The following is a 12,607-nucleotide window of genomic DNA, read 5'->3' as shown; positions in this document are numbered from 1 at the left end:
CCGGAAGGGACTGCCTTATAGTTTATTTTAGTTTGCTCTTAGAAATTATACGTTACGTTTGCTGAGAAAATTCTTGGCTTTTGCGGACTGATTGTAGACCAGCCTTTATAATAATCCTTATTAGTAATGTTATCAACTTTTAATGTAATACTAAAAGCATCTACGCTATAGAAAGCTGAGGCATTTAGTACTGTATATTCCGGTAAGGTAAATGTACCACCAACGTTTCTGTTAAAGATTAGGTTTTTACTGGCATAGTTACCACCAAATCCAAGACCGAATCCGTTTAGTTTACCACCTTTAAATCTATAGCTTGCCCAAAGGTTTGCCAGGTTTCTGGGTCCTGCACTTTCAGGTCTTTTTCCTGCAAAATCATCTCCTTCGGCAGCTGTTTCCAGTAAACTGTCGTTATAGCTGTATCCTGCAATAATATTAAGACCATTTATGGGGCTTGCAGTAACACTCGCTTCAAGACCTCTGCTGTAACGCTCACCTCCTTGTGAATATTCATTAGGAGCTACCTGGATTACCGTATTGCTTACTTTAATATCATAGTAGCTTACCGTAGCAATAACCTTGTTGTTTAAAAGGTTAAATTTGGCACCTGTTTCAAACTGATTAGCCTGTTCAGGGTCAAAAGTAAATGTCTCATTACTTGTACCTGTTATAGGAGCAATGTTGTTAAATCCATTCATGTAGTTAGCAAAAACTGCTACTTTATCAAGAATAGGCTGGAAAACGATACCGAATTTAGGAGAAAATGCAGTTTGGTTATAATCATCGCTTGTAGTACTCAGGTCTCCTTTGTTTGCAAAACGGTCTACCCTTAAACTTACCATTGCTGATAGTGATGGCAGGAAGTTTATAACATTAGAAGCATAAGCACTATATGTTTCCTGGCTTGTTTTTGATGGGTTTATAGGGCTGTTTTCAAGAAGAGCATCAGTACCGGCCTGGGTAAGTATACCAGTGTCATCTGTAAATGTAGCCGGATCTGTATTACCTAATACAAGTTCGTTAAACTGCTGAAGGTTGTCACCAATATAAATCAAACCATTACCTACATAAGCACCACTGTTGTTAACTACATTTCGGTTAAAATAGTCAAGACCTACAACGATTCTGTTTCTGAATAAACCTCCGATTTCAAAATCACCAATGAAGTTTTGCTGTATATCTGTCCCGTAGGTTTCAGAATTTTGGTTGCTGATGTAACGGCTTAATACAACACCGTCTGTTACAGGTGTAAACCTTGTTGATTCATACAGGTAAGAGTAGTATCCCTGAGATTTTGCTGATGTTCTTGAGAATACTGTTTGAGAAGTCCATTGTTCAGACAGTTTGTAGTTCATTATCGCTTGGATGTTAAACGTAGGAGTCTCTATATAAAGGTCGTTACCTGTGTAAGAACGTTTGTTGTCATATTTAAACTCGTTCATGTCGTGTACCCTAAGTTCTGCACCCCTGTCTAAGAAAAGCATTGTCTGGTTAGTGCTTTTTCCATTAAAGAATTCTGTATTAACAAGGAAAGACAGTTTGTCGTTTACTTTATAAGATAATGAAGGAGCTACAAATAGCGATTTTTTAAACCCTGCATCCTGGAAACTGTTTTCTGTATGATAAGCAGCATTTAAACGGAAGAGAGCAGTTTTATCGTCGTTAAGCGGTGTGTTGATGTCTGCTGTAAATCTATTTAATCCATAAGTACCGGCAGTATAAGATATATTTCCGCCAAAGAAGTTATATGGCTTTTTAGTATTGATATTTATTAAACCTCCATAAGATACCAGAGAGCTACCGAATAAAGTTCCTGAAGGGCCCTTAATAACTTCGATACTTTCCATATTTGCAGGATCAGGGCTTCCGTTTGTGATAGATGGTAAACCATTAACCATTGTTGGCTGTACGGCAAAACCTCTTAATGAGAAGTAGCCTGCACCATCTCCGCCACGTCCTGTTGCTTCCCATAGTTTGTCTATACCGGGAGCATTTTTAAGGGCATCGTCAAAGTTTGTAACTACCTGTTCTTTTAATAGTTCTGATGTGATTACATTGTAAACCTGTGGGTTTTCAATATCTTTTAAAGGCATTTTAGAAACTACAGCACTTTTTGAGCGAGTAAACTTGTTTCCTTTACCGTCTATTACAATTTCATCAAGCTCTTCCTGGCTTTCTGCAAGGGTAAAGTTTTTTGAAATAGTTTGTCCGGCTGCCAGAGTAATGTTTTCTTCAACAGGCACGATACCTATTGCAGAAACACGAAGTACATAGTTACCCGGTTTTACATTTTTAATTTCGTAATTTCCCTGAGTGTTTGTAACCGATGAAAAAGCAGTTCCCTTAAGAACCACCGTAATGTTTTCGGCAGGTGTATTGCCGCTCAAGGTAATTGTACCGTTTATTTTGCCGCGTTCCTGTGCAGTTGCTACCGCTGTACAGATTAGCATAAGGCTAAACAGTGCTTTTTTTAGTATAGAGATATTCATTGTTAGATGGTGTTTATTTTATCGGCAACAAAATTATAAGGCAGTAAAATAGAAACCAAATTATTTTTAATTATTCTAAATAAAATTAAAAATGCTTTATTTAGATTAATTATAAGTAAAAAATTAGCCCTTTTTTTATCAGGATTTAAAAAATTATGAGTTTCTGTTTGTAAATCTTCAGCGTTTTCAGTTGTTTTTTGGATAGGGGAGGACAAAAAAAAGAGCCAATTCATACAAATTGGCCCTTTTAAGATAAATATATATAGAGTATTAATGGTGGACAGGTTGTTTTTTAAGCCTGATTTTTATTTTCTGAAGCATGAAGAACATAACCGGAACAATTACCAGGGTAAGGAAAGTGGCAAATATAAGTCCGTAGATTACGGTTTTTGCCAATGGACCCCAAAAGATTACGTTATCACCACCCAAATAAATCTTAGGATTGTACTCAATAAATAAATTAAAGAAGTCTATGTTAAGTCCTATTGCCAGAGGTACAAGCCCTAATACGGTTGTAATAGCCGTTAATAGTACCGGTCTTAAACGGCTGCGGCCACCTTCTACAATAAGATCCCTGTATTCCTCTTTTGTTAGCAGTTCATCTTTGTCCATTCCTTTTTCGGCCAGTTTACGGTCTATAAGGAGTTGGGTATAGTCAATAAGTACAATGGCGTTGTTTACCACAATACCTGCTAGCGATATAATACCCATCATGGTCATAATAATTACGAAGTCGTCGCCAAAGAATACCATACCAAAGAATACCCCTCCGAAACTCAATACTACCGACATCATAATAATAACAGGTTTTGATACCGAGTTAAACTGTGCCACAAGAATTAATACGATACCTCCTAAAGCAATTAAAAGTGCTTTTACAAGGAAGCCCATGTTTTTAGACTGTTCTTCCTGCTCTCCTGTAAAGGAGTAGGTAATTTCGCCCGGCATCTTATAGTCAGAAAGTTCTTTTTTAATTCTTTCTACGATAATGTTACCGTTATAACCTGTGGTTACGTTAGAGTATACTGTGATTACTCTTTTAAGGTTCTTTCTCTTGATCGTGTTAAAAGTAACTGAGTTTTCTGCCTCAGTAATAGCAGAGATAGGCACCTGTACCAGTTTACCTGTAGCCTGGTTCCTAAAGGTAATAGGCTGGTTGTACAGTATGTTGTTATCATTACGCTGGTCTTCTTCAAGCCTTACGTTAATTTCATAATCGTCTTTACCTTCTTTATAAGTAGAGATTTTTTCCCCGTAAACCGATCTTCTTAAAGTTTGGCCTACCTGGCCAGATGTAATACCTAACTGCCCGGCCTTGTCTATGTCCACCTGGATATCTACACCCGGCTTTTGTTTGTTTACATCTATTTTAAGCTCTTCTATGCCGGCAATATTTTTACCGTTTATAAAAGTTTTCATCTTTTCGGCTTCCGCAAGCATCTGGTTGTAGTCCTCTCCGGTAATCTCTATGTTGATAGGATAACCAGCCGGAGGTCCGTTCTGCTCTTTTTCCACTATAACCGATACACCGGCATAACCTTTAACTACTTCCCTTATCTCGTCCATTACGTCCTGGCTGTTTTTGCCTTTACGATATTTGAACTCGGTCATGGTAAGGGTTACCTTACCTCTGTGAGGCATGTCGTTTTCAGACCCGCCTTCGGTTTGTGGGTTACCTGCTCCCTGACCAACCTGTGCAATTGCACTTTCTACCATGTAGTTGCTGCCGTTTTCCACATACTTGTTGGCAATCTTGTATACTTTTTCCTCTATTATTTTCGTAAAGGCATCAGTCTTTTTAATATCGGTACCTTCTGGGAATTCTATGTAAACCATTATCTGGTTAGGCTGGTTTTCCGGGAAGAACAATACATTTGGCTGAGAAACATCTACAGCAATAAACGATGCGATTAGTATAAGGAAAGTTCCTACAAAGAATACTCTTGGCCAAAACCTTGAAAGTGCAAAATCCAGAAAGTTTTTGTATTTATTTTCAAGCCATACAAGACTGTTCCTTTGGAATTTGTCCATACGCTTAAGCAGGAAGTATTTGTAAATCCACATCATTATTACAAAGAACAACATTAGGTTACCCATACCTTTTAATGCACCGGATCCTGTTGCAAATCCGCCCATTAATGTAACAGCACCTATAATACCTATAATAAGGCTTAGTATTATCATTCTCTTTTTAGGCATTTCTTTTTCTTCCAGCCTCATAAAGTCGGAAGTAAGCATCGCGTTAATTACCAATGCCACAAACAGTGATGAACCTAATACAATAGATAACGTCATTGGGAAATAGATCATGAATTTACCCATAGTACCCGGCCATAAACCAAGAGGGAAGAAGGCCGCAAGGGTAGTTGCTGTAGAGGCGATAATAGGCCATGCAATTTCACCAATACCTTCTATGGCCGCTTTTTTGCGCGACATACCCTGACTCATGAGCGAGTATACGTTTTCCACAACCACAATACCATTATCCACAAGCATACCCAGACCCATTACCAGCGCAAAAAGCACCATGGTATTAAGCGTGATACCTAATGAGGCAAGTATCATGTATGACATGAACATTGATAACGGGATAGCGATACCTACGAATAAGGCATTACGTAAACCAAGGAAGAACATTAGTACCACAACCACCAGTACCACACCAAAGATGATGTTGTTTACAAGGTCGTCTACCTGAGCGATAGTTCTTGAAGACTGGTCGTTAGCATAAGTAATGTTAAGTCCTTTAGGGAAGTAGTTTGCCTGAGCTTTCTCGATAATTGCCTTAACACCGTCTACGGCTTCAACCATGTTTTTACCGCTTCGCTTTTTAATGTCAAGCATAACAACCGGCTTACCGTATTCACGGGCATAGGTTGTTCTTTCCTTTTCCTTAAAGGTTACGTTAGCAATGTCCCTAAGGTATACTTTACCGTCCTGGTGCTTAACAATGATGTTTTCAAGCTGTGCAGGGTCGTCTATTTCACCAATTACCCTTATGTTCTTTTTAATACCGTCGCGGGTTACACTACCACCTGATATGGTTTTGTTTTCAAACTTTACGGCATTAATAATGTCGTCAAAGCTAACCTGTGCAGCAGCCATTTTATAAATGTCTACCGCAATTTCAACCTCTTTATCTTCCGCACCGCGAATGGCAGCTTCCTTAATTTGCGGAAGCCTCTCAATACGGTCTTCAAGATATTCGGCAAACTCTTTTAATTTTTCTGAAGTAAAGTCACCGGTAAGGTTAACGTTTAGTATAGGGAACTCTTCTGCAATGTTAAGGTCAAAGGTGTTAGGCTCAACTTTAGCCCCCCCATCAAGGGTAGGCCATTCGGTATCTGCTTTAACCTTGTCTACTTTATCCTTAACCTTTTGCTTAGCATCTTCTACTGTAATATCCTCATCAAATTCCACTAAAATCATGGAATAGTCTTCCAGCGTATTTGAGGTAATTTTTGTTACCCCTGATATGTTGTTAAACTCATCCTCAAGTGGTTTTGTTATAAGCTTTTCAACATCCTCGGCCGAGTTGCCGGGGTTTATTGAGCTTACATATATCTTGGTCTCCTTAATTTCAGGGAAGCTTTCCCTTGGCATGGAATAGTAGGAGATAAGTCCACCCAAAAATATAATGGCCGTGATAACATATACTGTCATCTTGTTGTTTATGGCCCAGGTGGATATGCCGAAACTTTTCTCTATTTTTTTACTCATGTTGGCTGTATTATGAGTTATGCTTACTTAATAATTTCTACGGTTGAGCCGTCTTTAATACTCTTAGCTCCATCAGTAATGATTTCTTCTCCGGTAGTAATACCCGATTTGATCTCCACATAACCATCAGAAGTATAACCTGTTTTTACTTCCTGCTCAACAGCTTTTACTTCATCCTTGTCTGATTTGTCTACAGTATAAACCACAAGTCTTCCGCCTGCTTTTTGCTGTATGATGTTTTCAGGAAGCAATAGTGCTTTATCGGTTTTGTAATCTTCTATTTTAAGTACCGCAACCTGATTAGGGCGTAATAGGTTTTCAGGATTAGGAAGTGCTACCTCTATACCAAATGTTCTGTTATTAGGATTGATGTAGTTACCTATCTGACGTACTTTACCTTTGTAAGTTTTGCCTATTGCATTAAGGCGTACCTCTACAGGAGCACCAAGTTTAATCTGGCTTAGGTAAGTTTCAGGCACTGTAGCAGATACATACATATCACCAAGGTTTACTATCCTGAACAGTTCCTGGCCTGGGCTTACTACTTTACCTTTTTCGGTCATAACTTCGTCTATAGTACCGGAGAACGGAGCTCTAACTACAGTTTTGTTTAATTGCGACTGTAACTGAGCTACTACTTTTTGCTGGCTTTCTAATGATGTTTTTGCCTGTAGGTACTGTATTTCGCTACCTATTTTTTGATCCCAAAGTCTTTTCTGTCTGTCAAAAGTTGTTTGGGCTAAATCAAGTTGAGCCTGAGCCTGAGCAACCTGTGCGCTTACTCCGCCATCATCTATTCTTGCAAGAATCTGTCCTTTAGATACTCTTTGACCTGCTTTTACATTAAGCTGTTGCAGTATGCCCGAAAACTCAGGATATATAAGTATGTTTTGTTTAGTGTCTACATTACCCTGTATTTCTATAAAGTGGGTAAATGTAGTGTCCTTAACAGCTATAGTTTTAACCAATATCCTGCTTCTGTTAGGGTCAAGCGAATCGATTGCAGCATCAATTTTTGCAAGTTGTGCAGCAAGTGCTTCATAGTCGGCATGCACTTTTTCTCGTGCTTCCCTTATTTTATTGATGTCGTTAGATTCTACAACTTCATCAACGTTTAGTTTTTTCTCTCCGCATGAAAAAAGAAGGAGTGAAAACGCAGATATATATACTAATTTTTTCATCTTTTTAATTTTTAGGGTGTTTTATTGTGCGGTTAGTTTTTCAAGGGCTGCCCTTTTATCTATCACTTCGGTCATAGATTCTAAATAATCCTGCTGTGCAGCATAAAGCTGACGCTGAGCCTCTGTAAACTCAAAGCTGCTGGACAAACCTTCCTTAAACTTTATTTGTTGTTTGTTTTCTATACGCTCGGCTAATCTTAAGTTATTTTTAGATGTAAAGTATTCTTCTATACTGTACTCATATTCACTTTTAGCCTGCTGATATCTTAACTTAAGGTTTTGTTCAAGCTCTTCCTGTTGCGTTCTTGCCTGCTCTAAAGCTATTTTAGCCTGTTGCGTTCTTGCACTTCTTTGAAGGCTGCTGAAAATAGGCACATTAAGGCTAACACCTAAGTAAGAGTAATTAAGCCATTGCTGATTGCTCTGGAAAAAGTTGAAATCGTTATTAAAACCATTGTAACCAAAAGCCAGGTTTGTTGAAAGGGTAGGCAGTGCTTTGCTTTTTTCCTGTTTCATCAACAACTCTTGTTGAATCGTGTTGATTTTACCTAACTTATAGTCTATGTTTTGTTCTACGTTAAACTCTCCTGCAGCAATGCTAAGGTCCAGATTTTCCTCAGTTAGGCTTTCCAGTTTATCGGTAAGTACCAGTCCATCGTTAAGTTCTATACCTAATATTATCTTAAGCATGTTAAGCGAGATGTCGCTAAGCCTTACAGCGTTTTTAAGTGAACTGTCAATTTTTGCAAGTGTAATGGAAATCTGCTCTACATCTTCTTCTTCCGAAAGTCCGTTTTTGTAACTTTCGTTTGTTTCTGTGTAATTCTTTTGTAATGTAGCTTTGTTTTTTTCAAGAATAGCAACGCTTTCCTGTAGTAGCAACACATTTCCGTATGCATTAATTACCTGCTCTTTTACTTCGATGTCTGTTTTTTGCTTAGAGTTTTCGTAGTAGGCTAAATATACTTTAGCAGCTTTAAGGCCTACTATATAACTTCCGTCAAAAATAAGCTGGTTTAGTGTAGCCCTGGCATCAACAGAGTGTTTAGTGCCAAATGCCACTTCTACAAATTCTCCCGGGTTGCCGCCAAAGAATTCGGCCGGGACAACGTTTTTCTGTAACTCAAAATTGTACTGATAGTTACCGCTGGCACTAATTTGCGGCAAACCTGTAGCAATGGTTTCCCATTTTTTCTTGTTTGCTGCGGCGATATCTCTTTCAGAGTTTATAACCGTGCGGTTATACTCAAGGGCATGCTGTATGGCCTCATTAAGGGTGAAGGAGAAATTTTGTGTTTCATCCTGTGCCTGTAGGGCCGGTGCTGCTAAGAGAATCATTGCTGCAACAAAACATTTTAAGGTTTTGTTGTTAAAATAAGTGATGATTTTCCTCATACCTAACTGTGATTAATTGATTGATGTATTTATTTAAAAAGGGTATTCATTATTATTTCTTTACGCTCATCAATAATAGCGTCATAAGATTCGTCGCTTATCCCCATGTTTTCCTGAAGTAATGGCCTCATGGAAACCGGGAACGAAGTAAGCGATATCATATTAAGCAGAAACTGCTCAGGTCTCATTTTATGGATATTTCCTTTTTCCATTTCCAGTGCTATTTCCAGATAAAACTTATCAAGCATTCTGTTCATGGCTTCAGAATCTTTAAAACAGCTGCCCTGATTCATTTGGGTAACCATATAAATTTCCAGATAAGGATACTTTTTGGCCTGCTCAAAAAACAGGTCCAGGTATTTTTCTATCTTTTGATGAAAAGGCAGGTCAGAAAAAATGATTTGCTCTCCCATCTCCTTTTCTTTTGTCTGTGCATCCTCAAATACAATTTCAAAAAGATTGTCCCTTGATCTGAAATAGTAGTTTATTAATGTTCTGTTTACTCCGGCGGCATCTGCAATTTCCTGTGTAGTGGCTTTAAAACGGCCTTCACCAAAAAATATCTTTTTGGCAGTCTCTTTTATCAACTCTTCAGTATCTATATCCAGTTCTTGTGTTGACATTTTTGTTTAACTTTTATGTTTGACATTTTTGTTAACGCAAAAGTAGCGGGTTTGTAACAAATAAATATGTTAAAATTTTGTTAAGGAGTTTTAATAAGGTCTTCCAGTATTTTTACACCCTTTTGCGTAGCTATAGCTCTTAAATGATATTCTAAGAATTTTTGTGTAAGGTCGTATGCATTAAACTGGTCAGTTGGGAAAACGTCACCATCCTTAATACCAGTTAATCCGGTAAAGTACATTCTGGATATAAAGTTTATATCAATATCCGGTCTGTATAAACCGTGTTCTATGCCTTTGGCTAAATTTTCTATCATGCAGCCATTCATCTTTTCAAACTGTTTGGCGCGAAGGCATGAGAATATTTTTGGGAAAAACTTTTGCAGCTGATAAAACGGAGAGGCACTTTCGTTGTTTAACTGCTGCATCATAAAGCTACGGATGATAAAAATCTCCTCAATAGAGTTTTTACCCTGCTCCCTAATGTTGTCTATACCGCACGATACTGTTTGAAACAGATAGTCGGTACTTGCCTCTACCAAGTCGTTCTTATTGGCAAAGTGCTGGTATATCGTTTTTTTGGATATGCCCAGTTCGTTTGCAATATCGTCCATGGTAACACTCTTAAAGCCGTAGGCAAGAAACATTTCCATTGCTTTATTTAAAATAGTCTCTCTCATTAATCCTTTAAAATTGAGGCAAATGTATAAAGGAAACTTTTAATACCAAAAAAGTTTCCAAAGTTTTTACGTTATTTTTTTAGTGCAGAAAATAATGCTTGGTAAAAAAGCCTAAAGGATTTACTTTAGCAAAAAAAATATTCATGCAGCAAATAGGGCATTATCAGCAGGTAATTTCAGATTATTTCAATACACTTCAGGTAGTAAAAGATCCGGTAAATCTTTATGAGCCAGTAAAATATATTTTATCGTTAGGAGGTAAAAGAATGCGTCCGGTTTTAACGCTGATGTCTGCCGAAATATTTAATGCCGATTGCCGTGAAGCATTGCCTGCAGCAGTTGCGGTGGAGATTTTTCATAATTTCTCGCTGGTGCATGATGATATTATGGACGATGCCCCGCTTAGGCGTGGTAACGAGACCGTTCATGAAAAATGGAATATAAACACGGGAATACTTTCGGGAGATGCCATGCTTATAATGGCTTACCGTTATTTTGAGGAATATGAGCCGGAAACTTTCCGTTCGCTTGCTAAGCTTTTTAGCAAAACCGCGCTTGAGGTATGTGAGGGTCAGCAATGGGATGTGGATTTTGAGGAAAGGAATGATGTTACTATACCGGAGTACCTTAAAATGATAGAATACAAAACAGCAGTGCTTGTAGCGGCGGCCATGAAAATGGGTGGTATAGTGGCAAAAACTTCTGTTGAGAACTGCGACTTGATATATGATTTCGGGTTAAACCTAGGTATAGCTTTCCAGCTTCAGGACGATTACCTTGATGCTTTTGGCGACCCTGCAACGTTTGGTAAGCAGGTAGGGGGTGATATTATAGAAAACAAAAAAACATACCTGTACCTAAAAGCTCTTCAAAAAGCTGATGACATGAGCAGGGAACAATTAAAAGAATTATTTTCTATGCAACCGGAAGACAGTACCGAAAAAATTGAGCTTGTAAAAAATATTTTTACCACATCGGGTGCTGATGCCGAAACCAGAAGGGCTATAGAGGAGTACACACACAAAGCGTTTGATACTCTGGCCCAATTGGATATTGAAGAAAATAAGAAAGCCATGCTTAGGGCTTTTGGTGAAAACCTGATGCAACGTAAAGTATAATGTATATAGCGCCTGCAAATACCGATTTATTACTTTCTGAAGCCCAGAAAGAGCAGCTCTATGTTAAGTTGGTAGAGCAGGTAAATAAAGATTTTACACTGGCCAATGAGCCTGTAGATTTTGAAATTACCATTAGCCCCATAAATCTTAAAGTGGGGTTACATGAAAAAATATACCGACTTATCCAGCATAAGTTTGGGGAATATCTTAACCTCCTGTATATTATAGATGTTCCTGAAAAAGAAATAAAAAGCCTTAATGGTGGCGATTTAAGCGAACTGGCCGAGCAGGTGGCTTTCCTTATACTTAAAAGGGAATGGCAAAAGGTGTGGTTTAGGAACAGGTTTTAACCATATTTATTCTCTATTTTTCATATTATAATTTTAAGTTACCTTCTCTCCATTCAGATAAAAGAATTTTAGCATTAAAAGAATAATGAGGGATATTGAGTGCAATTGTATTTTCTAAAACGTCAATTGCTTTTTGGTTGTTTAAGGTTAATAAGTAGGCTGCAGCCCATCCTTTTATTCCCATACTATCACTGTCAAGAAATTGTTCCAAATGAGATAAACCATCAATGCTTTTTAGGAAATTGACAGCCTCCATTACGGCGTCAGCATGTATATTTCCTTTTTTAAACTCATATCTTTCGTTATAGTAAGCATGTAGTTCAGCTGCTTTTTCAAATTGTTGTAATGCAGAGTCTAAATCCATAATTTGAGGAGAGAAATTGGCATCTGTTTATTTTTCACTAAAAATAAACCCTTATAAAAGGCATCCAGGAGTCGCTGTAAACGTAGTCGTTGTCATCAAACAATACATTGTAGCGTATGCCTATGGTAACGTTTTGAGTACGGTAACCCGCTCCTAAAAACAGGGCTGTATTCCAAAAATCCCTGTCCTGATTACCGTAGATTTCTGTAAACCTGTCGTCAAAATCAAGGTTAACCCTAAGCTGTTCCAGTTCAGCAGAAAGCTGTATCTGTGGTATAGGGTTAAAAACGTTAATTACTGAGCCGCCATACATCCATGAATCATAAATATCCCTTTGTTGAATGTAGCTTCCCTGTAGCGATAAACCCACGCCGTAGTACTGGTTTACCTCATACAATGCTCCGGGAGCAATCATTACATCAGTGTAATTGTTGCCAAAGGATGCACCTATAGCACCGCCAAAGCGAACCTTACTCCAAAAATCACTATTATTCTGCGCGTTAGCAGAAAGAAAACACAGGCAGAAAGCGATTGCTGTGCCTGATTTTGTTAAAAAAGTGAAAATACCTGATTTCATGTTTGTAAGGGCTAAGAATTTATAATCATAAATATATGAAAAACACTGAAAGATTATTACAAATATTGTACTTTTGCATAAATTTTTTTAAACACACACAGGTCATAAAGACA

At 37.9% G+C, this 12,607-nt stretch carries 11 protein-coding genes; 2 read left to right on the top strand and 9 right to left on the bottom strand.

Annotated features, from left to right (window positions below; translation table 11 throughout):
• Positions 1-38: 38 nt before the first annotated feature.
• The 7 genes from FUA48_RS02615 to FUA48_RS02585 form a co-directional block, all read right to left on the bottom strand.
• Complete coding sequence (locus tag FUA48_RS02615; RefSeq protein ID WP_205729428.1) at positions 39-2,486, bottom strand: TonB-dependent receptor; 2,448 nt, start codon at positions 2,484-2,486, stop codon at positions 39-41.
• Between the two features lie 2 nt (positions 2,487-2,488).
• Entirely contained in the window at positions 2,489-2,719 is a 231-nt protein-coding gene (locus FUA48_RS02610) for a hypothetical protein (RefSeq protein ID WP_147581985.1), read from the bottom strand.
• A 37-nt stretch (positions 2,720-2,756) separates the two neighbouring features.
• Positions 2,757-6,206: an efflux RND transporter permease subunit gene (locus FUA48_RS02605; RefSeq protein WP_147581984.1), complete on the bottom strand. Its 3,450-nt coding sequence runs from the start codon at positions 6,204-6,206 to the stop codon at positions 2,757-2,759.
• Between the two features lie 23 nt (positions 6,207-6,229).
• Positions 6,230-7,387 carry an efflux RND transporter periplasmic adaptor subunit gene (locus FUA48_RS02600; protein WP_147581983.1) on the bottom strand — a complete coding sequence of 386 codons (1,158 nt, stop codon included), beginning with the start codon at positions 7,385-7,387 and terminating at the stop codon, positions 6,230-6,232.
• Between the two features lie 21 nt (positions 7,388-7,408).
• Positions 7,409-8,782, bottom strand: coding sequence for a TolC family protein (locus FUA48_RS02595; protein ID WP_240732530.1), 1,374 nt, complete (start codon positions 8,780-8,782; stop codon positions 7,409-7,411).
• A gap of 29 nt (positions 8,783-8,811) precedes the next feature.
• Positions 8,812-9,405, bottom strand: coding sequence for a TetR/AcrR family transcriptional regulator (locus tag FUA48_RS02590; RefSeq protein WP_147581982.1), 594 nt, complete (start codon positions 9,403-9,405; stop codon positions 8,812-8,814).
• Positions 9,406-9,485: 80 nt separating this feature from the next.
• Positions 9,486-10,085, bottom strand: coding sequence for a TetR/AcrR family transcriptional regulator (locus tag FUA48_RS02585; protein ID WP_147581981.1), 600 nt, complete (start codon positions 10,083-10,085; stop codon positions 9,486-9,488).
• Positions 10,086-10,228: 143 nt separating this feature from the next.
• On the opposite strand from FUA48_RS02585, the gene FUA48_RS02580 reads away from it, so the two are divergent.
• Both FUA48_RS02580 and FUA48_RS02575 read left to right on the top strand, forming a co-directional pair.
• A complete protein-coding gene (locus FUA48_RS02580) occupies positions 10,229-11,203 on the top strand; it encodes a polyprenyl synthetase family protein (RefSeq protein WP_147581980.1) in 975 nt (324 codons plus the stop codon).
• Positions 11,203-11,553, top strand: coding sequence for a hypothetical protein (locus FUA48_RS02575; protein WP_129752206.1), 351 nt, complete (start codon positions 11,203-11,205; stop codon positions 11,551-11,553). Before FUA48_RS02580 ends, FUA48_RS02575 begins: the two co-directional genes overlap by 1 nt.
• Positions 11,554-11,578: 25 nt before the next feature.
• Here the strand turns inward: FUA48_RS02575 and FUA48_RS02570 are convergent, their stop codons facing one another.
• Positions 11,579-11,917, bottom strand: coding sequence for a hypothetical protein (locus FUA48_RS02570; RefSeq protein ID WP_147581979.1), 339 nt, complete (start codon positions 11,915-11,917; stop codon positions 11,579-11,581).
• 37 nt (positions 11,918-11,954) lie between these two features.
• Positions 11,955-12,494 carry a hypothetical protein gene (locus tag FUA48_RS02565; protein ID WP_147581978.1) on the bottom strand — a complete coding sequence of 180 codons (540 nt, stop codon included), beginning with the start codon at positions 12,492-12,494 and terminating at the stop codon, positions 11,955-11,957.
• Positions 12,495-12,607: the final 113 nt, after the last annotated feature.

The sequence above is a fragment of the Flavobacterium alkalisoli genome, from assembly GCF_008000935.1.
In the GTDB taxonomy this organism is placed as follows: Bacteria; Bacteroidota; Bacteroidia; order Flavobacteriales; family Flavobacteriaceae; genus Flavobacterium; species Flavobacterium alkalisoli.
Note: the sequence above shows the minus strand (reverse complement) of the source record. Positions and strands in the feature narration are given on the sequence as shown.